This window comes from Lysobacter yananisis, from assembly GCF_031199375.1.
Classification (GTDB): Bacteria; Pseudomonadota; Gammaproteobacteria; order Xanthomonadales; family Xanthomonadaceae; genus Lysobacter; species Lysobacter yananisis.
Genome location: NZ_CP133568.1, coordinates 4,973,739 through 4,999,927, shown reverse-complemented (window position 1 = coordinate 4,999,927; position 26,189 = coordinate 4,973,739). Strand labels below are relative to the sequence as shown.

Genomic DNA, 26,189 nt, shown 5'->3' with positions numbered 1-26,189 from the left:
GCCCGCGCAAAGGAAGCCGTCATGACCCGCAAGCCCCTCGCCGGTAACGCCCCTGGCCGTCCTTCGCCCGCGCGCTTGCGCCTGTTCGCGCTGAGCGCGGCGATTTCGCTGGCGCTGGTCGGCGGCGCCGCGTACGCGGATCCCAATCCGTTCGCGCGTCGCGGCGCCGATCCGGCTGCGCAGGCCGCGCGCAACGTGCAGCAGCAGGGCCTGCAATCGGCGCAGGCGCAGCAGATGGCGCAGCGCTCGCTGGCCGCGTTCGCCCAGGCCGCGCGCGTGCGCTCCGCGCTCGACGCCGCGCAGGTGGCCGCGCGCGCCGCGGCGGCGGCGTCGAGCGCGGCCAACCAAGTGCCCGACGGCATGGTCCAGGGCGGGCTCAAGGTCGCCGCCGGCGTTCGCTTCGAACCCGGCGCCATCGCGGTCGAAGACCCGCGCCTCAACCAATCCAAGCTGTGGCTCGGCGCCAAGGGCCCGAGCCAGAACAACGACGCGTCCGGCAACGTCACCGTCACCGTCGAGCAGACCCAGAAGAAGGCGATCCTGAGCTGGGAGAGCTTCAACGTCGGCCGCCGCACCACGGTCTACTTCGACCAGCGTGGCGGCAACCAGAGCGGCGGCGGCAACGACTGGATCGCGCTCAACCGGGTCGACGATCCCAGCGGCCGGCCCAGCCAGATCTTCGGCCAGATCAAGGCCGAAGGCAGCGTGTATCTGCTCAACCGCAACGGCGTGGTGTTCGGCGGCACCAGCCAGGTCAACACCCGCTCGCTGCTGGTGTCGTCGTTGAACCTCTTCAGCAACGACGTCGCCCAAAGCAACCGCATCTTCATCGGCGAAGGCGTGCGCCGGGCCAAGGCCGATGCGGCGGTGCTGACCTCGGAACTGGCCGAGTTCGTCGGCGGCGCCGCGGCGCGGCCGCAGGCCTCCGGCGACATCCGCATCGACGCCGGCGCGCAGATCAAGACCGGTTCCGGCGGCTACGCCCTGATCGCCGCGCCGAACCTCAGCAACGCCGGCAGCGTGACCGCCGAAGACGGCCACGCGCAGCTGGCCGCGGTGGTCGGCGCGTTCTCGACCCCGGCGCCGGCCGGCGCCAGCAACGAACTGAATCTGCGCTACAGCGGCGTAGCCCCGCAGGCCAGCGCGCCCAACGTCGGCTACGGCCGCCTGGACAACACCGGCATCGTCGCCAGCAAGCGCGGCACGGTGACGCTGACCGGCTACGACCTGCATCAGGACGGCTATGTCGGCACCACCACCTCGGTCAGCCGGCCGGGGCGGATCTCGATCGTGGCCGCCAACCACTCGCGTTCGGCCGGCGTCGACAAGCCGGCCGATCTCAGCGGCAGCACCGGCGGCAAGCTCAGCTTCGGCAGCGCTTCGGTCACCGCGATCCTGCCCGAGCGCGACGGCGAGACCACCACCTCGGCGGCGACCGCCGACAAGGCGTTCCAGGCGCCCAACGCGGTGCTGGCCGCGGCGCAGATGCGCCTGCAGGAAAGCTCGCTGGTGCTGATGCCCGGCGCCAAGCTCGACCTGGTCGGCATGGAGCCGCTGCGCGACGGCACCAGCAAGCCCGAGGTCGCGCGCATCCAGATCGACCGCGGCGCGCAGATCAACGTCGCCGGCCTGGCCGACGTGCAGCGGCCGATGTCCGACCACTTCATCACCATCGAGCGCATCGGCGAGAACGAACTGGCCGATTCGCCGCTGCTGCGCAGCGGCGCGTTCTACCGCAAGAAGGTCGTGCTCGACGCGCGCGAGCGCGGCGTCGCCGACGACGGCCGCGCCTGGGTCGGCAGCCCGCTGCTCAACGCCGCCGGCTACGCCGACCAGCGTCCGCGCGGCATCGACCAGTTGCTGGTCGACGGCGGCACCATCAACGTCAGCGCGCGCGAATTCGTCGCCCGCGGCGGTTCGGTGATCGACGTCAGCGGCGGCTTCCTGCATTACCAGGGCGGCATGGTCGAAACCCCGCGGGTGATCGGCGCGGACGGGCGCACCTACCGCCTGGCCGGGGCCGACCCGTCGCAGTCCTACCTCGGCTTCGCCGGCCAGTTCTCGCTCGACCACCAGCGCTGGAACGTGCGCGAGTATTTCCATTCCGCGTTCGCGCGTTCGGACCGCTACTACGAATCCGACTACGTGCAGGGCGGCGACGGCGGCGAGATCAACATCGTGCTGCGCCAGGACGCCGGCACCGACGCGACCCGGGTCGACACAGGGCTGGTGCTGGCCGGCGAACTGCGCGGCAACGCCGAATCCGGGCGCGACCAGCGCGAGCGCGGCGCGCCGGCGCTGGGCGGCAAGTTCAGCGTCTCGGTCAGCGGCGCCGGTTACGGTCGCTGGACGTTGCAGAACGGCGCGGTGCCCGACGTGGCCGCGGACTTCTCGATGCAGCAGCGTTTGACGCAAGGGCAGGGCGGCACGCTGTCGGCCCAGGCGTTGAATCAGGCCGGCTTCGGCACGGTCGAGCTCAGCGACAAACTCTCGCGCATCGACGTGGCCGGCGACGCGCACCTGCAAGTCGATGCCGGCGGCCGCATCGCCCTGAGCGGGTCGCGGGTGAACGTGGCCGGCACCTTGCAGGCCGATTCGGGCGAGATCGCGCTCAGCGCGACCAGCGAGAACGACGCGAATCCCGAAGCCGGCGCGCGCCGCGGCATCACCGTGCAATCCGGCGGCCGCCTGCTCGCGCGCGGACAATGGGTCAACGACCGCGACCGCGTCGCCGACCAGCGCCAGGGCGGCGCGCACATCGATGGCGGCCGCATCAGCCTCAGCGTCTCCGAATATCCACTCTTGGACGGCGCCGGCGGCGGCCGCGACGCGAGCGGTTCGATCGTGCTCGATCCGGGCGCGCTGCTCGACGTGTCCGGCGGCGGCAGGATCCTGCCGAACGGCCAGCTCGCGGCCAAGGACGGGGTGCCGCTGGGACGCGGCGGCGATATCGCCTTGAAGCTGTACCAGCCGCGCGAAGGCACCCAGTCGCTGAATCCGTTCCTGCCCGCGTCGGCGTTCGACGCCGAGCCCGGCGCCGGCGAACTGCGCTTCAGCGCGCAGAACCTGCGCGGCGGCGGCCTCGCCGGCGGCGGCACGTTGAGCCTGCACGCGCGCGACATCCTGATCGGCGCGTCGGCGACCGATCCGCTCGCCGGCGATGCGCGCACCCTGCGCCTCGATGCCGGCTTCTTCCGCGACGGCGATTTCGGCGCCTACGACCTGGTCGCGCGCCACGACGCGCGCATCGTCGCCGGCACCCAGCTGAGCGTGTCGCAGCGCAATTTCCTGCCCGACCTGGACGCGCTGCGCGAACTGCGCAGCGGCGGCGATCTCTACGCCGGGCTGAACACCGCCGGCGTGGGCCAGTACGGCGCGTTCGGTCGCCTCGACGACTATCACCGCGACGCCGCCGACTTCTTCCTCGAAGCCGGCGCGGCCGCCGGCCGCACCCTGCCGAACGTGACGGGGCTCGACCAAGTTCGCGACACGCTCACGCTCGAACGCGGCGCGCAGGTGCAGGTCGACGCCGGCGGCGCGGTGCGCCTGGGCTCGCGCGGCCAGCTCACCGTGCTCGGCTCGGTGATCGCGCGCGGCGGCAGCATCGATCTGTCCGGCGACACCTCGAGCACGGCGCTGTCGCCGTCGCACAGCCCGTCGCAGGTGGATTACTGGCGCGCGGACAAGTCGGTGTGGGTCGGCAAGGACGCGGTACTGGATGTATCCGGCGTGGCCTTGCTCAATCCGTTCAAGGCGCCGCTGCCGAACGGCGGCGCGGTGCCGCGCGACGGCAAGCTGCTTGACGGCGGCCGCATCCGCCTGAGCAACGACGGCGGTTATGTGGTGGTCGAGCAAGGCGCGCGACTGGATCTGTCCGGCGCGCGCGCGGTGTTCGACCTGCCGGCCGATAGCGGCGCGATCGGCCAGGCGCCGCTGCAAGCGCGCACGGTATGGAGCGACGGCGGCGACCTGGTGCTGGCCGCGGCCGGCGGCCTGTTCTTCGACGGTCGCATCCAGGCCGCCGGCGGCGACGCGCAGGCTCGCGGCGGCAGCGTGCAGCTGCTGACCGCGCAGAGCGTGCGACCGCTCGACGTCAGCGGCGGACGCGCGCCGCTGGCGACGTCGCAGATCGTGTTCCATCAAAGCGGCAGCCAGCTCGACCCGGCCGCGCGCGCGGGCGGGGCGATCGAGCCGGGCCGCGAAACGCCCTCGGGCACGGTGCATTTCCAGGCCGACTCGCTAGACGGTTCCGGCATCGACACCTTGCTGGTCGGGATCGGCGAAGACGGCCTGATCCGCGGCCCGGGCGTGGCGCCGGTGGTGTTCGACGGCGACGTGGCCCTGTCGCCGGCGCGCGCGCTGATGATCAACGCGCGCGCGTTCCAGGCCGGCGGCGAGCGCGGCGCGGCGACGCTGCGCTCGGCCTACGTGTCGCTGCAAGGCCTCGGCGGCGACGCCGCGACGGCGCTGCCGGAACCGGGCAAGCCCGGTACGGCGACGCTGAAGGTCGAAGCCGGCTTCATCGACATCGGCGGCCGCGTGGCGCTGCGCAACTTCGCCGACGCCGCTTTCGACAGCCGCGGCGACATCCGCTTCCACACGCCCAGCCTCTACCAGAGCGCGACGATCAACAACGAAGTGCGGCTGGTGCCGGGCGAACTGCTGAGCGGCGGCAATCTGTCGTTCCGCGCCGCGCAGTTGTATCCGGCCAGCGGCGAAACCTTCATCGTGCGCGCGCTCGGCGCCAAGGACGCGAGCGGCCAGCGCGCCGACACCGCGATCCGCATCGCCGGCAACGGCGCGGTCGCGCCGCTGCCGCTGTCGGCCGGCGGCAAGCTGCTGCTGGACGCGAGCGAAATCGAACAGGCCGGTACGCTGCGCGCGCCGGCCGGGCAGATCGTGCTCGGCGCGGGCAACGCCGACGATCCGGCCACCCGCGCGCTGTTCAACCAGCTCGCGCTGACGCCGACGCGCAAGGTGACCCTGGCGCCGGGCAGCCTGACCTCGGTTTCGCTCGACGGCCGCGTGCTGCCGTACGGTAAGACCGTGGATTCGCTGCAATGGGACGGCAACGACGTCGAGCAGCGCCTGACCGCGCCGCCGCTCAAGCGCATCTCGCTCGACGGCGCCGAGCTGTCGCTGCAGGACGGCGCGCGCGTCGACCTGTCCGGCGGCGGCGATCTGCAGGCGTTCGAATGGGTCGCCGGCACCGGCGGCAGTCGCGATGTGCTGTCGAGCTTCGCGGTGAGCTACGCCGACAGCGGCAGCGGCACGCGCGCGCCGCTGTATGCCGACGGCCGCGAGGTCTATGCGATCGTGCCGGGCGCGCAGTCGCCGCTGGCGGCGAGCGACCCGCTGTTGGACCAGGGCGCCGGCGCCAGCCAGGTCGGCAAGTCGGTGTACCTGTCCGGCGTGCCGGGGCTCGCCGACGGCGTCTACACCTTGCTGCCGGGCCGCTACGCGACCTTGCCGGGCGCGTTCCGCGTGGTCCAGCGCAGCGGCGGCCAGGACGCGCTGGCCAGCCAGAACCTGACCGCGCCGGACGGCACCCACCGCGTCGCCGGTTATTACGTCGATGCGCTCAGCGGCGCGCGCGATGCGCGTTCGCAGTCGTTCGATGTGCAGTCGGCGGCGGTGTGGGGCCAGTACTCGCAGTACCAGCTCAGCCGCGCCAACAAGTTCTTCTCCGAACAGGCGGGCAAGGCCGGCCGCTTCGCGCCGCAGCTGCCGCGCGACGGCGGCCAGTTGGTGCTCAGCGCGCAACGCGCGCTGGAACTGGCCGCGCGCCTGGACGTGGCCGCCGCCGACGGCGGCGCCGCCGCGCAGATCGACGTGGTCGCCGACGCGATCCAGATCCGCGGCCGCAACCAGGCCGCGCTCGAAGGTTATGTGCAGCTCGATGCCGGCCAACTCAGTGCGCTCGGCGCCGGCAGCCTGCTGATCGGCGGCGTGCGCGAGCGCGGCAGCGACGGCACCGCGATCTCGGTGCGCGCGCGCGACGTGCTGCTGTCCAACGATGCCGCCTCGCCGCTGCAGGGCCCGGAGATCGTGCTGGTGGCCAAGGCCGGCGACGGCAGCCAGGGCGTGCGGGTCGAGGACGGCAGCGTGATTCAGGCGCGCGGTACCCTGGCCGGCGCCGGCGATCTGCAACTGGTGATCGGCCAGAACGCCGACGCCGCCAGCAACCGCCCCGCGATCAACGGCGACGGCGCGCTGCTGCGGGTGTCCAACGCCGGCGCCGCGACCCTGCAACGGCGCGGCCTGCCGGCGTTCGAGCAATCGCGCGGCCTGCTCGACGTCGGCGCCGGCGCGCGCCTGGACGGTGGCGCGGCGCTGATGCTCGACGCCTCCGGCAACGCCCGCGTCGACGCCAGCGCGGTGCTGGCCGGGCGCGACATCCAGGCCAGCAGCGGGCGGGTGGTGTTCAGCGCCGACCCGGACGCGCGCTACGACGGCTTCGTGGTCGGCCGCAACACCCTCGCGCAGTTCGGCCAGGCCCAGCGGGTGAGCCTGCGCAGCTACGGCGAGATGGCGTTCTACGGCGATATCGACGTCGACAGCGACCGCGAACTCAACCTCAGCGCGCGCCGCTTCGGCGGCGACGGCGGCACGGTGCGGCTGAGCGCGCAGCGCCTGACCCTGGGCAACGAACTGGGCGTGCAGGGCGGCCCCGCCGGCGATGTGCCGGGCGGGCCCGGCACGCTCGAACTGCGCGGCGATTCGGTCGCCTTCAGCGGCGGCGATTCGCAGTTCGCCGGTTTCGCCAAGGTGTCGGTCGAAGCGGCCAAGCAGATTTCCGCCGGCGGCCGCGGCAGCGTCGATTTCGGCGCCGCCGAGCTGCGCCTGCAGGCGCCGCTGATCCAGGCCGAAGGCGGCGCCGACCAGAGCCTGCGCAGCAGCGGCGCGATCACATTGGCGCGCGTCGGCGACGCCGCGGCCGACGCGGCGCGGCCGCAGGGCGGCGCGCTGGAACTGCGCGGCGCCAGCATCGCCGGCAGCGCGCTGATCCGGGCCAACTCCGGCCGCGCGACCCTGGTCGCGACTCGGGGCGACGTGCGCCTGGACGCGGGCAGCGCGATCGACGTGTCGGCGTTGTCGAAGGCGATCTTCGACCAGCCGGTGTACGCGCCGGGCGGGCGGATCGAACTGCGCGCCGAGCGCGGCGGCATCGCGCTGGCCAGCGGCACGCAGCTCGACGTGTCGGCCGCGGCCGGCGGCGGCGACGCCGGCGAGCTGCGCCTGCTCGCGGCGCAGGGCGCGATCGCGCTCGATGGGGCGCTCAAGGGCGCGGCGCCGAAGGGGCAGGGTGGCCGCATCGAACTCGACAGCGGCGCGGCGCTGGACCTGGACACGCTGGCGCAGCGTCTGGCGCAAAGCGGCATCGACCGCGGCATCGCGGTGCGTAGCCGCAGCGGCGACCTGCAGCTCAGCGCCGGGCAAACGCTCAAGGCGCGCGAAGTCAGCCTGATCGCCGACGGCGGCAGCGACGCGCTGTTGCGCGACGCGGCCAACGGCAACGTGCGCATCCTCGGCGACATCGACGCGTCCGGCAGCGCCGGCGGCCGCATCGATCTGTACGGCCGCCACGGCGTGGACCTGCAAGGCCGCCTGCTGGCCAACGGCAGCGATGCCGGCAAGCGCGGCGGCACCGTGCGCATCGGCACCAGCGGCCGCAGCGACGGCAGCCTCAACGACTTCTTCGGCTATCAGAACGTCGCCGCCGACGCGGCCGGCGTCGTCCGCATCGGCCGCGACGCGCTGATCGACGTGCGCGGCGGCAGCGCCGGCGACTTGTCCGGCGGCAAGGTCGAACTGCGCGCGCCGCTGCTGGTTGGCGGCGACGTCAACATCGCGGTCGAGAATCCGGCGGCGTTCGTCGGCGCGCGCGAGGTCGGGCTGGAAGCGTATGCGGTGTGGAGCGCAAGCGATGCGGTCGATCCGGCGCATCCGGAACGCCACTTCGACGGCATCGTCGATCCGGCCGGCTGGTACGGTGCCGACGGCCAGCTCGTCGCCGGCAAGTGGCGCGACGCCAGCGGCGCCGAACTGGCCGCGCCGCAGACGCCGGAACAGCTCGCGCTCTACCTCAAGACCCATTACTTCACCCCCGACGCGGCCAACGCCGCGCACCAGGGCTTCTACGGCTATCTCGACGGCGACAGCGTCGAGCATCAGGCCGGCACTTTGATGCGGTTCGCCCAGGCTCCGGGCTTCGCCTTCGGCGAACGCTTCGCCGGCATCGCCCACTTCCGCGCGCGTCCCGGCATCGAGCTGCAAAATCCCGAGGCGAGCCGCGACGGCGGCGCGATCCGGGTGCTGACCAACTGGAACCTCAACTCCGGCGACCGCAACGCGCCGGACTTCCGCTACCAGGGCGCCGCGCCGGTGCTGACCCTGCGCGCGGCCGGCGACGTGCAGGTCAACGCCAGCATCAGCGACGGGTTCTACAACTACAACGCCGCCGGCAGCGGCGCGGTCGGCAACTACGACGGCTCGGTCGCCGCGCGCATGACCTGGCTGCAGAACAATCCGCTGAGCATGCCCGACAGCGAGCAGTTCCTGCCGGCGCCGCAGCCTTACGATCCCAACGACGAGTCCGGCCAGTACTACGGCCAGTACGACGAACTGTTCGGCATGATGACCCGGCCCGACAGCGCGCTCGACAACATCGTCGGCCCCGGCACCTCGCTGATGGGCTTCATCGACTTGCTGATCTCGATCGCCGGCACCGGCGACGCCGGCATCGACGAGCCCGCGCCGCCGGCCGGACCGGGCGACTACGCCGGTTATCTGGAGCGCTATCGCGGCTATGTGATCGACCTGGCCAACCGCGTCGCCGCCGGCGAAGCGCCGCCGATGACCTGGGTGCCGCGTTTGCCGGTGCTCGGCCCGGTGCCGCCGGCCGCCGACCGCACGCCGATGCTGCAGGCCAGCGCCGAACGGCCGACGCCGTGGCTGGAGCAGCAGCTCGCCGGCGGCGACAGCAGCCGTTACCGCTTCGTCGCCGGCGCCGATTTCAGCAGCGTCGCGCCCGACCGCGCCGGCAGCGGCGCGGCCGACCTCGTGTTCGACGGCCACACCACCTTGCGCAAGACCGGCCAGAGCGATCTGCTTTTGCCGAACGTGCTGCGCACCGGCACCGGCGAGATCGAACTGGTCGCCGCGCGCGACGTGCGCTTCGCCGACCGCGACGCGCCGGCCAGCGTTTACACCGCCGGCCGTCCGGGCGACGGCACTAGCGCCGACACCTCGCGGCCGCGGATCGAAGGCGCGAGCTCGCCGCAGAACCTGGGCGGCCCGCTGGTCGCGGTCACCGGCGCGGTCAATCCGGAAGCGGCCGGCGACCTCAGCGTGCGCGCCGGTCGCGACATCGTCGGCAACCGCCAGATCCGCGACAGCGACGGCCGCCGCAGCGGCGTCGCCGGCAGCTATCTGGTCCAGTACTGGTGGCCGTGGATGCAGACCGGCAACGTCGCCGACGCCGACGGCCGCCTGGTCTCGACCTCGATCAACTTCGGCGGCTTCGCCCAGGGCCTGCTCAGCGTCGGCGGCGACATCCGCCTCGACGCCGGCCGCGACCTGGTCGAAGTGTCGGCGTCCTCGCCGACCACATGGCAGCGCGACGGCGCCGGCGGCCTGCGCCGCTTCGGCGGCGGCGACCTGCGCGCCAGCGCCGGCCGCGACGTGCTCGGCGGCGATTTCTTCGTGTCCCAGGGCGAGGGCTCGCTCAACGCCGGCGGGCGCATCGGTTCGGCTTACGAGTTGAGCGTGCCGGTGTTCATCGAGAACGTCAGCAGCCAGACCACGACGATGAGCTCCGGCGTGGCGCCGATCCTGGCGATGCAGGACGCGCGCTGGAACGTCGGCGCCAGCGGCGACGTCGACATCGGTCGGGTGCTCAATCCCTCGTACGCGCGCTTGACCGAGCGCGAAGTCGATTCGCAGACCTTCGGCGCCGACGCCGCGCTCAACGCGACCTCGACCACCGGCGACGTGCAGCTCGGCAGCCTGCTGCTCGGCGACGCGCTGTTCGCCTACGGCGGCCGCGACCCGAACCGTCCGCAAGCGCCGTACAACATCGGCGGCAGCTCGTTGTTCGCGCAGGTGCTGCCGGGTTCGCTGAGCCTGACCGCGATCGCCGGCGACGTGCGCGTGCGCAACGGCGGCCAGCTGTTCCCGTCCGCGCGCGGCGGCCTGAACCTGCTCGCCGGCGGCGACGTACTGCTGTACGCCGACACGTTCCCGCGCCTGGATACGCTGCGCCTGCTCGACATCGACCCGGCCTGGATGCCGTCGCCGCTGCGACCGCTGTCGAGCCTGCCGGAGCAGACCGCGTTCGACTTCTCGCGCCTGGACGTGTTCATCCCGAGCCGCGACCAGCGCGCCAACCTGCACCGCGACGATCGCGAACCGGTGCGGGTGTACGCGCTCGGCGACATCGTCAACGGCCAGCCGGACCAGCGCCAGAGCTTCAACACCCTGACCCTGGAACTGCCCAAGCCGGCGACGATCCGCGCCGGCCGCGACATCGTCGACCTGGACCTGCGCGGACAGAACTACCGCGCCAGCGACGCGACCCGGGTGCTGGCCGGACGCGATCTGTACTACCGACCGCTCGGCCGCAGCATCAGCGGCCGGGTCAGCCGCTACAACTGGATGGAACTCGGCGGGCCGGGCAGCTTCGAAATCCAGGCCGGGCGCGATCTGGGCCCGTTCACTTCGGCCAACGAGGCCTACGCGTTCAATCAGCTGCGCGCCGAAGGCGGCGGCATCCGCACCATCGGCAATCGCGACAACGCCGGGCTCGGCTACGACGGCGCCGACCTGGTGGTGCGCTTCGGCGTCGCCCCGGGCATCGACACGCGCGCGTTCGCCGCGCGCTATCTCGATCCGGCCGGCGAGGAATCCGCGGCCTATGCGGCCTGGCTCGCCGCCTACGTACGCCAGCAGCGCCGCGATGCCGGCGGCGACGGCGACGGCCAAGGCGACGGCGCGCTGTCGCCGCAACAGGCCTGGGCCGAATTCGCGCAACTGCCCGAAGCGGCGCAGCAGCGTCTGGTCGACAAGGTGTTCCTGGACCTGCTCGAACGCGCCGGCCGCGACAACAAGAACCCGGCCAGCCCCGAGTTCGGCAAGTACGCCGCCGGTTACCGCGCGATCAACACCTTGTTCCCGCAGGCGTTGGGCTACACCGCCAACCGCCTCGACGGCGGCGCCAACGGCGCCGACGCGCCGGTCGCGACCGGGCGCATGGACATGCGCGGCTCGACCGTGCAGACCCAGCAGGGCGGCGACGTGCGCATTCTCGGCCCCGGCGGCGAGGTGCTGGTCGGCAGCGTCGCCGCGCCGCCGCTGGTGACGAACAACCGCGGCGAGACCGTGATCGGCCCCAACCAGCAAGGCGTGCTGACCCTCGACGTCGGCGACATCGGCATCTTCACCGACCGCAGCGTGCTGCTCGCGCAGAGCCGCATCTTCACCCAGCGCGGCGGCGACCTGACCATCTGGAGCTCGAACGGCGACATCAACGCCGGCAAGGGCGCCAAGACCTCGTCGGACAAGCCGCCGGTGCGCTACGTCTGCGACGTCGACCAGTACTGCCGGATCGACGCGCGCGGCCTGGTCACCGGCGCCGGCATCGCGACCTTGCAGACCGCAGCGGCCGGCAAGGCCGGCGACGCGGTGCTGATCGCCCCGCGCGGCACCATCGACGCCGGCGACGCCGGCATCCGCATCGGCGGCAACCTGATCGTCGCCGCGCAGACCATCGCCAACGCCGACAACATCCAGGTCGACGGCGACTCCATCGGCATCCCGGTCGCGCGCAACGTCGACACCGGCGCGCTCAGCGCGGCCTCGTCGGCCAGCTCGGGCGTGAACGCGGTGGCCGAGCAGATGGCGGAAAAGCGCCCGGCGATGGGCGGCCGCGACCTGCCGGCGCTGATCTCGGTGCAGGTGATCGGCTTCGGCCAATGCGAGGCCAGCAACCCGCGCTGCGCGAACTCGCCGTAACGCGGCCCGCCGAAGCATCGGCGCGAAGGGCAGGGGAACGAAACGGGGCGGCCGACAGGCCGCCCTTTTTTTGAGCGGCGAGCGCAGCATCTTCGCTTCAGTCGCGCGAGGCAAAACGATCCAGCCGACCTCGATCGCAACCACGCACTCTCCCTGTAGGAGCTGCGCAAGCTGCGACCGCGAGAATCAAGCAACGCCGAAAGCCCCTGCACTCGATTACCGCAAGTACGCGGTATCTTCGGCTTTCATTTCCGCGCAGCGCCAGTGCGACATCGCAGCGTGCACTTCTGTCGCAAAGCAACCAGGCGGGCACGAACCGCGAATGCAGGCAGCCACGCGACGCTTGCGCGCAATCCCGCCACGATCTCCATCGCCAGAGAGTCTCCGCGTCGTTGCGAACCGCTGAGAACCGTGCCCGCCTTTCGCAACGCTAATTGCGAAACGCCGAAGCCGCGCATGCGAACACGCGAACACTGCGGATTCCCGCGCAGATGACAATCGACACGCGTCGCAATCGCACCCTGGACTCATCGCTCATGACCGTGACGCAGTGCGCGCACACGCTGTCATCTGTGTAACCACGCGATCGCGCGCAGACACAAAACCTTCGCATCGCTTACGAAAACACGATTTAGATCGCGCTAAATCCCTGCCGATTAATCACTTGAAGCATGTAATAAATACTTACCCGCATGGTCGCTGCGCTTGCACACGCCGCACCCATCCTGTCGCCGCGCCAACGCAGCCCATCCGAGGCGACGCGTCGGCGCCCTGCAACGAATCGATACGGATTGATCCGCGGGCATTCGGTCCGCACCCTCAAAAGGAGACGTCTCGTGCATCGCAACAAGCTTCATGTCGGCCTGCTGGCCGCTACCGCTGTCCTGGTCTTCGCTGGTTCGGCCAACGCGGCCGATCTGTACGGCGGCGGCGCCACCTTCCCGGCCCCGGCCTACGTCGGCGACCTGTACAACGGCACCTCGCCGGTCGCCAAGCTGTCGCGCGATTCCGCCATCACCCTGCCGGCCGTGACCTTCAGCGTCGCCGGCCTGGGCAACTCCACCGGCACCAAGGTTCCGGTGTTCAAGGACTTCCACACCCGCTACTCGGCCGACGCCGTGTCCTACTGCCAGACCGGCAGCGGCACGGGCAAGAAGATCCTCAACAACGACGGCATCTTCGCCAACGGCGCCTGCTCGCCGGCCGGCATCACCGGCTTCAGCTCGGTCTCGGGCCAGTCGGCTCCGGACTTCATCGGCACCGACGCGCCGATCGCGACCGCCGACTACAACACCTTCATCACCAACATGGCGTCCACCCGCACCGCGATCGTGCAGATCCCGGTCCTGGCCGGCGCCATCGCCCTGCCGTTCAAGGACACCGTCGGCGGCCTGACCTCGGTCGCGCTGAACACCGAGCAGGTCTGCCGCATCTTCGCCGGCGACATCAAGAACTGGAACGATTCGCGCCTGGCCTCGCCGGTGGCCGGTTCGCACCCGATCACCATCGTCTACCGTTCGGAAGGCAGCGGCACCTCGTTCGCCTTCACCAGCTACCTCGCCGCGCAGTGCAACGGCAAGTTCGGCCTGGCCGCCGACTTCTTCAAGCCGAACCAGAGCTTCGCCACCGCCGCCGCTCTGGCGCTGCCGAACTACTCGGCGTCCTCGGCCCAGGCCGGCAACAACGGCGTCGTCTCCAAGGTCAAGACCACCACCGACGCGATCGGCTACGCCGACATCGCCGAAGTGCTGAGCCAGGGCGTGATGTACGCCTCGGTCAACGGCAACGACCCGGCCCTGTTCGGTTCGACCGGTGCGGTCAGCCTGGCCCCGGCCGCGCTGCTGTCGGGCAAGGTGCTCGACGGCGCCACCGTCGCCGACGTGCCGGCCAGCGTCGCCGCCCCGGCGCGCAACTGCACCCGTCTGGTCAACCCGACCGCCGTGATCTCGGGCGCTTACCCGATCGCCGCGGTGACCTACCTGGCCGCCTACAACGCCGGCAACGGCACCAAGGCCACCCCGCTCAAGAACCTGTTCAAGCAGTTCTACGCCCCGCTGCCCGTCGGCGGCGTGACCCCGCCGGATACCCGCGTCGCGCTGCCGACCGGCTATGCCTACATCGACGGCAACGCGCTGTTCCGCAGCTCGGCGGTCGGTTCGATCAACAGCTGCATCAACTGATCGCGGGCGTGGCGGCGGCACGGATGGCCGCCGCCACGCATGGCGGCCGGTTCGAAAGAACGTTCTGAAGCAACGCTTCGATAAAGAAACATCGCAAAAGCGACGCCGCAAAAAGAAAAGCTCCCCGGTCGCATCGGGGAGCTTTTTTCTTGCCCGTTCGCCTGGCGGCGCCTCGGGTCAGGCGTGGATCGGTCGCGCGTGGATCAGTCTTGCTTGGATGGGTCTTGCTTGGATAGCGCTTGCTTGGAGCGGGACCGGACCCGGATCAGGTGCCGCAGAAGCAGGTCGCGTTGGCGCCGACGCGCGCGCCGGCCGGGCTTTCGGCGTAGACCGAGCAGGCCGAGGTGTCGGCGGTGCCCTTGTTGGCCGGCGCTTCGGCCTTGGCGTTGCAGGTGCTGACCGAGACGCGCTTGCCGTTGCCGACCACGGTGGCGATGCAGTTCGACGACACCTGCTCGCCGCTGCTGAGGTTGGCGGTGTTGTCGACCGCGACGACCGCGTCGCGGGTGGTGGCCAGCGCGGTGCCGAACACTTCGACCTTGGTCGAACCGGTGGGGCAGGCGAAGTCGGCGGTGCAGAACGCGCTGTCGCCGGCGGCGGCGCCGTCGACCGTGGCGTAGACCTGCACCACGCCCGGCAGCAGCTTGAGCGTCTTGCACTGGCTGGCGGCGTCGGCGTGCGGAGCGGCGAGCAGGCCGAGGCCGAGCGCGGCGACGGCCGCGAACAGCTTGGCGCGGATTGCGTAGTCCATGAGTTGTCTCCTTGAAGGTTGGATGGAACCGGCGCGGATGCGCGGCATCCGGGGGACACGGACGGACACGCCGACGCAGGACGTACAGCAACGGCCGCATCGCGCGGCCGCGAGGAGAGTGCAAGTGAAAGACCAAAGGCCGGATCGCGCCGGTGGGCGTCGGCCGGTAGTGCGCAGCGTCGTAGGCGTGCTTGTCCCCGCGCGCTAGGAGAACAAAACCACGTGTCGGCGCGGTTGCACGGGTGTGAACGCGCGCATGAATGCGCGTGCCACCGCGCACGCGGCGCGGCGGCTGGCGAGTCTCAGCTCTCGCTGCGCGCGAGCTTGCGCTCGCGCCGGTGCATCAGCACGCCGGCCACGCTGACGCCGATCGCCACCAGCACCACGATGATCGTGGTCAGCGCGTTGATCTCCGGGGTGACGCCGAGCTTGACCTTGGAATAGACCAGCATCGGCAGCGTGGTCGAGCCGGGGCCGGAGGCGAAGCTGGCGATGACCAGATCGTCCAGCGACAGGGTGAAGGCGAGCAGCCAGCCGGCCAGCAGCGCCGGCGCGATCAAGGGCAGGGTGATGACGAAGAACACCCGCCACGGTTTCGCGCCCAGGTCCATCGCCGCCTCTTCCAGGCTGGCGTCCATCGAGGTCATGCGCGAGCGCACCACCACGGTGACGTAGCACGCGGTCAGGGTGATGTGGGCCAGGGTGATCGTGGTCATGCCGCGCTCGGGCCAGCCGAACAACTGCTGCAGGCCGACGAACAGCAGCAGCGAGGACAGGCCGAGCATCACGTCGGGCATCACCATCGGCGCCGAGTTCATCAGGCTGAGGATGCCGCGGCCCGGGAACTTGCCGAAGCGCGACAGCGCCAGGCCGCTGGCGGTGCCCAGCGCGACCGCGGCGGTGGCCGAGATCGCGGCGATGATCAGGCTGCGCTGCGCCGCTTCGAGGATCTGCTCGTTGCGCGCCAGCGCCGCGTACCACTGCAGCGAGAACCCGCCCCAGGTGGTGGCGCGGTCGGAGCCGCTGAAGGAATAGACGATCACCGAGACGATGGGCAGGTACAGGAACGCGTAGCCCAGCGCCATCATCGTGTACAGCGCGAACGGCCGCCGCTTCACGACTGCGCCTCGCGCGCGACGCGGCGGCCTTTATCAACTCTGTTCTCGATGTACTCGAACAACAACGTCGGCAGCACGATCAACAGCAGCATCGCCACCGCGATCGCCGCCGACAGCGGCCAGTCGCGGTTGGTGAAGAACTCGGTCCACAGCACCCGGCCGATGGTCAGCGCGTCGGGGCCGCCGAGCACGTCGGGAATCACGAACTCGCCGACCGCGGGAATGAACACCAGCAGGCTGCCGGCGAGGATGCCCGGGAACGACAGCGGCAAGGTCACCCGCCGGAACGCCTGCCACGGCTTGGCGCCGAGGTCGGCGGCGGCTTCCAGCAAGGTGAAGTCCAGGCGGATCAGGGTCGCCGCCAGCGGCAGGATCATGAAGGGCAGGTAGTTGTAGGTGATGCCGATGTACACGGCGAGGTTGCTGTGCAGCACCGCCTGGCCGGGTTCGAGCACGCCCAGGCCGGCCAGGGTCTGGCTGAGCCAGCCGTTGGCGCGCAGCAGGCCGATCAACGCATAGGTGCGCAGCAGCGAGCTGGTCCAGAACGGCAGGATCACCAGCACCAGCAGCAACAACCGCCACAGCCGCGGCGCGCGCGCGATGCCGTAGGCGATCGGATAGCCGAGCAGCAGGCAGCACAGCGTGGACACGCCGGCGAACAGCAGCGACTTCAGGTATGCCGCCACGTACAGCGGATCGGCCAGCAGCGCGGCGTAGTTGGCCGCGTGCAGGCGCAGGGTGGTGGCGCCGTTCTCGGCGGTCTCCAGCAGCGGCGTGTACGGCGGCACTTGCCCGAACACCGACTGGGCGAAGCTGATCTTCAGCACGATCAGGAACGGCACGCAGAAGAACAGCGCCAGCCACAGCATCGGAATCGCGGTGACCAGGAAGCGACCGCGACGGGTGCGGAATTCGTCGCCTACGGCGCGGAACCAACCGAAGAGGTTATAAACAACATCAGCCCAGAAACCCCAAACCCCCAAGCCCTGCCTGCGTTCCTGCCCGCTCACGACCGACCTCCCGTGACGATGCCCGCGGCCCAGAACCACCAGCACCCCGAGCCGCGCTTTTGCTGTAGAGCGCTCATGCCCGCGCTCCCGCCGCGGCAGCGGCCGCAAAACCCGAATGCGAAAATCCGCCGCTCACGACGTCAACACCACAGCGCTCGCCGCATCCCACGACAACCACAACGTATCGTCCCAGTCGTAATGCGGCTGCGAACTGCGCGCCACATGCGTCTCCTGCACCCGCAGCACCGCGCCGGCCTCGGTCTGCACGTGATAGATCGACACGTCGCCGAGGTAGGCGATATCGCGGACCTTGCCCATCACCGCGTTGTCGAAGCCCTCGGGCCGGGTCTCGTGCACGTCGATCTTCTCCGGCCGCACCGCGATGCCGACCGCGGTGCCTTCCGGCAGCGGATCGGGATGGCGCGCGAGCAGTTCGCCGCCGACCCCGTCGCACTGGATGCGCAGGTCGCCGTCGCCGTCGTGGCCGAGCACGCGTCCTTCGAGCAGGTTGATGCCGCCGATGAACTCGGCGACGAAGCGCGTGGACGGGTATTCGTACAGCACCGCCGGGGTCGAGACCTGGACGATGCGGCCGGCGTCCATGACCGCGATGCGCGAGGACATGGTCATCGCTTCTTCCTGGTCGTGGGTGACCATGATGAAGGTGGTGCCGACGCGCTCCTGGATGCTCACCAGTTCGAACTGGGTGTGCTCGCGCAGCTTCTTGTCGAGCGCGCCCAGCGGCTCGTCGAGCAGCAACAGCTTGGGCTGCTTGGCCAGCGCGCGCGCCAGCGCCACGCGCTGGCGCTGGCCGCCGGAGAGCTGGTCGGGCTTGCGGTTGCCCAACTGCGGCATGCGCACCAGCTCCAGCATCTGCTGCACGCGGTCGCGGATCTCGCCGGCGCCGGGCCTGGCGCCGCCGCTGGAATGCTTGAGGCCGAAGGCGATGTTCTGCGCCACGCTCATGTGCGGGAACAGCGCATAGCTTTGGAACATCATGTTGACCGGCCGCTCATACGGCGGCAGGTCGGTGACGTCGATGCCGTCGATCAGCACCCGGCCGCGGTCGGGCGATTCGAAACCGGCCAGCACCCGCAGCAGGGTGCTCTTGCCCGAGCCCGAACCGCCGAGCAGGGCGAAGAACTCGCCGCGGTAGACGTCCAGCGAAATGTCGTCGCAGGCGTAGACCTTGCCGAAGGTCTTGGTTACGCCTTCGATGCGCACGAACGGCTGCGCGGCGGGATCGCGCCAGGGTTCCAGCGCGGGGCTGCGGGCGGGGACGCTCACGCGCTCAGTGCCCGCTCTTGATGCTGGTCCACGCGCGCACGCGCTGGCGCTGCACGTCCTCGGGCAGCGAGCGCGGATCGACCAGCTTGGCGCGCACGTCCTCGGGCGGGTACACGCCCGGGTCCTGGGCGATGGCCGGATCGATCAGCGGCGCGGCGTCCTTGTTGGCGCTGGCGTAGGCGACGTGGTTGCTGATCGCCGCGGCGACCTTGGGATCGAGCAGGTAGTCGATGAAGGCGTGGGCGTTGCCGGCGTGCTTGCTGTCCTTGGGGATCGCGATCACGTCGACCCAGCGGATCGCGCCTTCCTTCGGGATCACGAAGCGCAGGTTCGGCGCCGGCTTGCCGGCCTTCTTGGCCGCGTCGAACGCGGCGGTGCTGGCCTGGGCGATGTCGCCGGAGTAGCCCATCACGATGCAGGCGTCGCCGTTGGCGAAGGCGTCCTTGTATTCGGCGTTGTTGAAGGTGCGCACGAACGGGCGGATCGCGGCGTAGACCTTCCTGACCGCGTCGATCTCGTCGGCGGCGCCGGCATTGGGATCGCGGCCGAGCCAGATCAGCGCCGCGCCGAAGGCTTCCTGGTCGTCGTCGAGCACGGTGATGCCGCACTTGCCGAGCTTGGCCGCGTTGGCCGGATCGAACAGCAGCGACCACGAGTCCAGCGGCGCGTTCTCGCCGAGCGCCTCCTTGATCTTGTCGACGTTCAGGCCCAGGCCGGTGGTGCCCCACATGTACGGCACCAGGTGTTCGTTGCCCGGATCGATCGAGGCGAGGTTCTGCAGCAGCTGCGGGTCCAGGTGGCTCCAGTTCGGCAATTTGCTCTTGTCGAGCTTGGCGTACATCCCGGCCTTGACCTGGCGCTGGGCGAACGGGCGCGCCGACGGGAACACCGCGTCGTAGCCCGAGGCGCCGGCGCTGAGCTTGCTTTCCAGGGTTTCGTTGGCGTCGTAGACGTCGTAATTGACCTTGACGCCGGTGGCCGCCTCGAAATTCTTGACCGTGTCGTCGGCGACGTAGTCCGACCAGTTGTAGACGTTGAGCACCTTCTCCTCGGCGCCGGGCTTGCCCGCGGGGGCGTTGGCGTCGGCGGCGGGCTTGCCGCCGCAGGCGGCGAGCATGAGGACGGCGCAGGCGAGCGGGGCGAGGCGCAGGGTCACGGGAATCTCCTGGAAAGACGGGCGGCCCGCCGCAGACGCAACGGGGGCGGGGCGTTGGCGGGGATGTTCGGAAACGGGCCGCGCGGTGTCAACGGATTATGCGATCGCCCGGGTCTACGCGGCGTTCGCGCGGAACTCGCGCGGCTGCGGCGCGGCGCGAGGGCGTCGAGGCGGGCGGGATCGCGATCCGGGCGGGTCGGGGCGGCCCCTGCCGGCACGGTGCCGGGCAGCGCCGGGCCAGACTGCGACCGGCGTCGGCCGATCGCCGCGGCCGCGGCCCTGGTTGGCGCGCGCCGCGGCGCGACGTGCGGTATCGTCGCGCTCCGGTCCGCCGGTCCATGCCGCCGCAGCCGCGGACCGGCTCCGTGCCGAAATCTGTTCCGCCCGCCGCCGATCCGCCATTCCGTCGTCGTTTCGCGCGCGCCGCCGCGTCCCGCCAGGGCGTCGCGCCGCATGTTTTCCAGGGAGATTCCAGATGTCCGACCGCCGCCCGCAACCGCGCCTGCGCGCCCCGCAACTGCTGCTGGCCGCCGCCCTAACGGTGGTCGCGCCCTGGGCCTGGGCCCAGGAGAGCAGCGACAGCGAGCGCGACTGGGACGTCCGCGGCGGCGTCGTCGCGATGAGCGACTACGTCTGGCGCGGCGTCTCCCAGACCCAGGAAGACCCGGCGCTGCAGGCCGAGATCAACCTGGAACACCGCAGCGGCTTCTATGCCGGCGCCTGGGTGTCGAGCATCGACTTCACCGCGCCGGGCGAAGACAGCGACGGGGTGCACTACGAACTCGACGGCTACCTGGGCTGGTCCGGCGAACTGCGCCCGGGCCTGGAACTGGATGTGGTCCTGACCCGCGCCGCGTATCCGGGCGCCAAGCGCGACTTCGACTACGACTACACCGAACTGGAAGGCACCTTGAGCTTCGCCGAGCACTACCACGTCGGCCTGGCCTATTCGCCGGATATTTTCGGCCTGGGCGGCAAGGGTTACTACTGGAACGTCGGCGGCGAGTGGCCGCTGGGCGAGAGCGGCTTCGGGCTCAAGGCCCAAGTCGGTTACTACGACCTGCAGGACCCGCTCGGCGACAGCTACAACGATTACTTGTTGGCGCTGACGCGCGAGTTCGGGCCGTTCCATGCCGAGTTGCAGTACACCACCACCTCGAGCTACGGCCCGAAGATTTCCGAAGGCCTGGACGACAAGAAACTGGCCGACGACAAGCTGGCCGTGCTGGTGGGCTGGAAGTTCTGATCCGCGCACGGCGGCGCGCGACCCGCGCAAGCCGCCGAAGCTCCTGTAGGAGCGACGCAAGTCGCGACCGCGCCAGATCGACTACGGCGAAAGTTGCGTCGCAGTTGCGTTCCCACGGTCGCGGCTCGCGCCGCTCCTACAGTCGGATACGCACCCGCCGAAGCTCCCTGTAGGAGCGACGCAAGTCGTGACCGCGCCAGATCGACTACGGCGAAAGTTGCGTCGCAGTTGCGTTCCCACGGTCGCGGCTCGCGCCGCTCCTACAGTCGGATACGCACCCGCCGAAGCTCCCTGTAGGAGCGACGCAAGTCGCGACCGCGCCAGATCGACTACGGCGAAAGTTGCGTCGCAGTTGCGTTGCCACGGTCGCGGCTCGCGCCGCTCCTACAGTCGGATACTTACCTGCTGAAGCCCTTGTAGGAGCGACGCGAGTCGCGACCGCGCCAGATCGATTACGGCGAAAACTCCGCCGCAACCGCATCGGTGCAGCCGCGCCGCGCACCTCAACGCTCCAGCTTGCGCCCGCACACCTCGCTGACCAACCCGCGCAGCCACGCATTCGCCGGATCCGCCTCGCTGTTGGCGTGCCAGTACAGATGCAACTGCGCCGCCGGCAGCGCGAACGGCAGCTTCAGCCGCGCCAGCGCGCCGTCCGGCGCGATCCGCGCGGCCAGGCTCTCGGGCAGGGTCAGCAGCGCGTCGGACTGCGCCGCCACCGCGCAGGCGGCGTGGTAGCTGCGGCAGCGCAGCGCGATGTCGCGCTGCAGGCCCAGGTGCAGCAGCGCCAGATCCTCGATCACTTGCCCGGTGGCGCGCGCCGACACCGCCACGTGCCGCGCCTGCAGGTACTGCTTCAGGCTCATGCGCCGCGCCAGCGGATGATCGGCGCGCGCGACCACGCAGAAGCCGTCCTCGAACAGCGGGCGGTGGCGCACCGGATCGCGCACCGGCAAGGCCACGTCCACCGCCAGGTCGACCTGGCCGGCGGCCAGCTCGCGGCCGAGATCGCGCCGCGGCAGGCCCACGCTGGCCAGGGTCGCGCCCGGCGCCTGCGCGCGCAGCGCCCGCATCAGCGCCGGCAGCAGCACGGTCTCGGTCGCCTCGGGCATGCCGATGCGGAACGACTGCCGGCTCGATCCCGGCTCGAACCGGTCGCGGTGCTGCAGCAGCTCGCGCAGCCGCGCCAGGGTCTCCAGCAGCGGCGGGGCGAGCCGCTGGCAGGCCGCGGTCGGGCTCATGCGGCGGCCGTCGCGCACGAACAGCGGGTCGTCGAACTGGCGCCGCAGCCGCGCCAGCGCGTGGCTGACCGCCGACGGCGTCAGGTACAGCGCCTGCGCGGCGAGGCTGAGGTTGCGTTCGCGATAGACCGCCTCGAACACCTTGAGCAGGTTGAGGTCGAGCTGCTCGCTGCGGGTATGAATCTGGTTCATGCACAGACGTTAGCAAAGATCACTTCATTCATGCCGGCCGCGCGCCTAGGATGAATCGGCCGGGACGTCCCGGCGTCCGGAGCCGTCCGCATGGACTTCGCCCCCAGCGCGCGCAGCCAGGAATACCTGCAGCGCCTGCACGCCTTCATCGACCGCCACGTCGCGCCGTTCGACCCGGTCTACCGGCGCGAGAACGCCGAGCTCAACGCCGGCGCCGACTGGCGCGGCTGGCGCGTGCATCCGCGCATCGCCGAGCTCAAGGCGCTGGCGCGCGAGGCCGGCCTGTGGAACCTGTTCCTGCCCGACGCCGAACTCGGCGCCGGCCTGTCGGTGCTGGAGTACGCGCCGCTGGCCGAGGCCATGGGCCGCTACGAGTTCTGCGCCGAGATCTTCAACTGCAACGCGCCCGACACCGGCAACATGGAAGTGCTGTACCACTACGGCAGCGAGCCGCAGAAAGCGCGCTGGCTGCGGCCCTTGCTCGACGGCGCGATCCGCTCGGTGTTCTGCATGACCGAGCCGGAGGTGGCCTCGTCGGACGCGACCAACATGCGCGCGCAGATCCGCATCGAAGGCGACGAGATCGTCGTCGACGGCCGCAAGTGGTGGTCCACCGGCATCGGCCATCCCGATGCGCGGGTCGCGATCTTCATGGGCCTGACCGACGCCGACGCCGCGCCGCACGCGCGCCACGGCATGGCCCTGGTGCCGCTGGACGCGCCGGGCGTGCGCATCGAACGCATGCTGCCGACCTTCGGCGAATACGATCCGCCTTACGGCCACGGCGAGGTCAGTTTCGAGCAGGTGCGGCTGCCGCTCGATCATCTGATCCAGGGCCCGGGGCAGGGCTTCGCCATCGCCCAGGGCCGGCTCGGGCCGGGCCGCATCCACCATTGCATGCGCGCGATCGGCGCGGCCGAGCGCGCGCTGGAGCTGCTGATCCGCCGCGGCGCCGGGCGCGAGGCCTTCGGCCAGCCGATCCTGCGCCTGGGCGGCAATCTGGAACGGGTGGCGCAGGCGCGCATGGCCATCGACCAGGCGCGCTTGCTGACCTTGTACGCTGCGTGGAAGATCGAACGTTTCGGGGTCAAACAGGCGATGAGCGAAATCTCCGCGATCAAGGTGGTCGCGCCGAACATGCTGCAGGAGATCGTCGACCAGGCGATCCAGATCCACGGCGGCGCTGGCGTCAGCCACGACACGCCGCTGACCGGCCTGTTCGCGCTGGCGCGCGCGCTGCGCATCGCCGACGGTCCCGACGAGGTCCATCGGGCGATGGTGGCGCGGGTGGAACTGGCCAAGTACGGCATCGGCGGCAAGCGCGAGGCGGCGGCATGAGCGCCGAGCAACGCGTGTTCGTCACCGGCGGCGCCTCGGGCCTGGGCCGGGCGCTGGCCGAAGGCTATGCGCGCGAAGGCGCGCGGGTGTTGATCGGCGACGTCAACGCCGCGCGCGGCGAAGAGGCCCTGGCGGCCTTGCGCGCGCTGCAGCCCGAAGCGCATTACCTGCACTGCGACGTGACCCGCGAAGAAGACCTGCAGGCCGCGGCGCAGTGGATGCAGGCGAACTGGGGCGGCGCCGACCTGGTGATCAACAACGCCGGCGTCGCCGACATGGGCCCGGTCGAGGCGATGCCGCTGGCCGACTGGGAATGGATGGTGCAGATCAACCTGCTCGGGGTGGTGCGCGGCTGCAAGGCCTTCATCCCGATGCTCAAGCGCCAGCGCGGCGGCGCGCTGCTCAACATCGCCTCGATGGCCGGACTGGTGCATCCGCCGTTCGCCGGCGCGTACAACGCGACCAAGGCGGCGGTAGTGGCGCTGTCGGAAACGCTCAAGGCCGAACTCGAACCCGACGGGGTGCGCGTCGCCGTGGCCTGCCCGGCGTTCTTCCGCACCAACCTCGGCGAAAGCCTGCGTACCCGCGATCCGCGCTATGCGCGCTGGATGAAGAAGCTGGTCGACGAATCCAAGATCGACGCCGAGTCGGTCGCGCGGCTGATCCGCGAGGGCGTGGCGCGCGGCGAGTTCCGCATCCTCACCCATCCGGCGGCCAGGCGTTTCTGGCTGCTCAAGCGGCTGCTGCCGTATCGCCTGTACGAGGCGGCGATGCGCCGCGCCGGCGGTCGCGGGCGCGCGCGCTCGCAGCCGGCCGACGGGCCGCGCTCGGCATGAGCGCGGCGGTCCGCGACGATGCGCGTCCGGTGCGCGCCGGCGAGGAACTCGACGCCGCCGCGGTCGACGCCTGGCTCAAGCCGCGCCTGCCGCATCTGCAAGGGACGCTGGAGATCGCCCAGTACGCCGGCGGCGCGTCGAACTGGACCTACCGCCTGCGCTACATTAACGACGACCTGATCCTGCGCCGCCCGCCGGCCGGCAAGAAGGCCAAGTCCGCGCACGACATGGGCCGCGAATTCCGCATCCAGCAGGCGCTGCGGCCGGTGTTCGAGTTCGTGCCACGGATGCACGCGCACTGCGACGACGACAGCGTGATCGGCGCGGAGTTCTACGTCATGCAGCGCCTGGACGGGCTGATCCTGCGCAAGAACCCGCCGGCCGGTTTCGAACTGTCGCGCGAGCGGGTGGCCGCGCTCGCGCACAATGTGCTCGATACCCTGATCGCATTGCACCAAGTGGATTACCGCGCCGCCGGCCTCGACGGGCTGGCACCGGGCGCGGGTTACGCCCAGCGCCAGATCGCGGGCTGGAGCAAGCGCTACGGCGATGCGCGCACCTGGAACGTTCCGCGCGGCGGCAAGATCATGGCCTGGCTGCGCGAGAACCTGCCGCAAGAGGAAATCATCCGCCTGACCCACAACGATTTCCGTTTCGACAACGTCGTGCTCGACCGCGACGATCCGACTCGGGTGATCGGCGTGCTCGATTGGGAACTGGCCACGCTCGGCGATCCGCTGATGGACGTCGGCAACCTGTTGGCCTATTGGGTGCAGGCCGACGACGACTTCATCGCCCGCGACACCCGTCGCCAGCCGACCCATCTGGCCGGCATGCCGAGCCGGCGCGAGGTCATGGACTACTACAGCCAGCGCACCGGCTGGCGTCCGCGCAGTTGGGCGTTCTACGAGGTCTACGGCCTGTTCCGGCTCTCGGCGATCGCCCAGCAGATCTATTACCGCTATCACCACGGCCAGACCCGCAACCCGGCGTTCAAGCGCTTCTGGCTGTCGGTGAACTACCTGCACTGGCGTTGTCGCCGGGCGATCGCGCGCGAGGAGCGCGGCGCATGACCACGACCCTGCACTTGATCCGCCACGGCCAGGCCGCGTTCGGCGCCGCCGACTACGACCAACTCAGCGATCTGGGCCGCGAGCAATCGCGCCTGCTCGGCGCCGCGCTGGCGCCGCTGGCGGGCGAAGGCGATCTGGCGATCTGCGGCGGCATGCGCCGGCATCGCGAGACCGCCGAGGAATGCCTCGCCGCGATGTTCGTTCGCGACGATATGCCCGCCGCCGCGCGGGCAAGCGCCTCTCGCGCTGGCGAGAGAGGGATTGGAAGGAATGCCCCCACTTGCGACGAACGCTGGAACGAGTTCGACCACGTCCAGATCCTCGCCCGGCATCGCCCCGAGTATGCCGACCACGCCCGCCTGAGCGCGGACCTGCGCGCCCAGTCCGATCCGCACCGCGCGTTCCAGACCTTGTTCGCCGCGGCGATGCAGCGCTGGGCCGGCGGCGAATTCGACGGCGACTACGACGAACCGTGGCCGGCGTTCCGCGCGCGCTGCACCGCCGCGCTGCAGGCCGCCGCCGCGCAGGCCGGCGGCGCGCGCAACGTCTGGATCTTCACCTCCGGCGGGCCGATCGCGGCGGTGGTGCAATCGCTGCTCGACGCGCCCGACGCCCAAGCCCTGCGCCTGAGCTGGACCCTGGTCAACGCCAGCCACACCCAGGTGCACGCCGCCCGCGGCGGCCTGCGCCTGTCCACCTTCAACGGCCACGCGCACCTGCACGCGCGCGATGGCCTGATCACCTACCGCTGA

At 70.8% G+C, this 26,189-nt stretch carries 13 protein-coding genes; 7 read left to right on the top strand and 6 right to left on the bottom strand.

Going from position 1 to position 26,189, the window contains the following annotated elements; translation table 11 throughout:
- Positions 1-21 precede the first annotated feature (21 nt).
- Both RDV84_RS20600 and RDV84_RS20595 read left to right on the top strand, forming a co-directional pair.
- Positions 22-12,012: a filamentous haemagglutinin family protein gene (locus RDV84_RS20600; RefSeq protein ID WP_309151439.1), complete on the top strand. Its 11,991-nt coding sequence runs from the start codon at positions 22-24 to the stop codon at positions 12,010-12,012.
- Between the two features lie 836 nt (positions 12,013-12,848).
- Positions 12,849-14,192: a PstS family phosphate ABC transporter substrate-binding protein gene (locus tag RDV84_RS20595; RefSeq protein WP_158229768.1), complete on the top strand. Its 1,344-nt coding sequence runs from the start codon at positions 12,849-12,851 to the stop codon at positions 14,190-14,192.
- Between the two features lie 265 nt (positions 14,193-14,457).
- On the opposite strand, the gene RDV84_RS20590 is transcribed toward RDV84_RS20595, so the two are convergent.
- The 5 genes from RDV84_RS20590 to RDV84_RS20570 all read right to left on the bottom strand — a co-directional run bounded on the left by RDV84_RS20590 (position 14,458) and on the right by RDV84_RS20570 (position 19,514).
- Complete coding sequence (locus RDV84_RS20590; RefSeq protein WP_309151438.1) at positions 14,458-14,943, bottom strand: hypothetical protein; 486 nt, start codon at positions 14,941-14,943, stop codon at positions 14,458-14,460.
- Between the two features lie 302 nt (positions 14,944-15,245).
- Positions 15,246-16,031, bottom strand: a complete 786-nt coding sequence (locus RDV84_RS20585; RefSeq protein ID WP_078995746.1) for an ABC transporter permease subunit — start codon at positions 16,029-16,031, stop codon at positions 15,246-15,248.
- A 26-nt stretch (positions 16,032-16,057) separates the two neighbouring features.
- A complete protein-coding gene (locus RDV84_RS20580) occupies positions 16,058-16,930 on the bottom strand; it encodes an ABC transporter permease subunit (protein WP_250451022.1) in 873 nt (290 codons plus the stop codon).
- A 273-nt stretch (positions 16,931-17,203) separates the two neighbouring features.
- Complete coding sequence (locus RDV84_RS20575) at positions 17,204-18,358, bottom strand: ABC transporter ATP-binding protein (RefSeq protein WP_309151437.1); 1,155 nt, start codon at positions 18,356-18,358, stop codon at positions 17,204-17,206.
- A 4-nt stretch (positions 18,359-18,362) separates the two neighbouring features.
- Positions 18,363-19,514, bottom strand: coding sequence for a polyamine ABC transporter substrate-binding protein (locus RDV84_RS20570; RefSeq protein WP_197414844.1), 1,152 nt, complete (start codon positions 19,512-19,514; stop codon positions 18,363-18,365).
- 475 nt (positions 19,515-19,989) lie between these two features.
- Here RDV84_RS20570 and RDV84_RS20565 point away from each other — a divergent pair, with 475 nt between their 5' ends.
- A complete protein-coding gene (locus RDV84_RS20565) occupies positions 19,990-20,760 on the top strand; it encodes a TorF family putative porin (RefSeq protein WP_309151436.1) in 771 nt (256 codons plus the stop codon).
- Between the two features lie 503 nt (positions 20,761-21,263).
- Here RDV84_RS20565 and RDV84_RS20560 read toward each other — a convergent pair.
- The gene (locus tag RDV84_RS20560) at positions 21,264-22,190 is read right to left on the bottom strand and encodes a LysR family transcriptional regulator (protein ID WP_309151435.1); all 927 of its coding nucleotides are present in this window, start codon (positions 22,188-22,190) and stop codon (positions 21,264-21,266) included.
- 90 nt (positions 22,191-22,280) lie between these two features.
- Between RDV84_RS20560 and RDV84_RS20555 the strand changes: the two genes are divergently transcribed.
- The 4 genes from RDV84_RS20555 to RDV84_RS20540 are packed head-to-tail and all read left to right on the top strand — an operon-like array spanning position 22,281 to position 26,189.
- On the top strand, positions 22,281-23,528 hold the full coding sequence (locus tag RDV84_RS20555) for an acyl-CoA dehydrogenase family protein (protein ID WP_309151434.1): 1,248 nt from the start codon (positions 22,281-22,283) through the stop codon (positions 23,526-23,528).
- Positions 23,525-24,364, top strand: coding sequence for an SDR family oxidoreductase (locus RDV84_RS20550; protein ID WP_309151433.1), 840 nt, complete (start codon positions 23,525-23,527; stop codon positions 24,362-24,364). Before RDV84_RS20555 ends, RDV84_RS20550 begins: the two co-directional genes overlap by 4 nt.
- Complete coding sequence (locus RDV84_RS20545) at positions 24,361-25,437, top strand: phosphotransferase family protein (RefSeq protein ID WP_309151432.1); 1,077 nt, start codon at positions 24,361-24,363, stop codon at positions 25,435-25,437. Before RDV84_RS20550 ends, RDV84_RS20545 begins: the two co-directional genes overlap by 4 nt.
- Positions 25,434-26,189: a histidine phosphatase family protein gene (locus RDV84_RS20540; RefSeq protein ID WP_309151431.1), complete on the top strand. Its 756-nt coding sequence runs from the start codon at positions 25,434-25,436 to the stop codon at positions 26,187-26,189. Before RDV84_RS20545 ends, RDV84_RS20540 begins: the two co-directional genes overlap by 4 nt.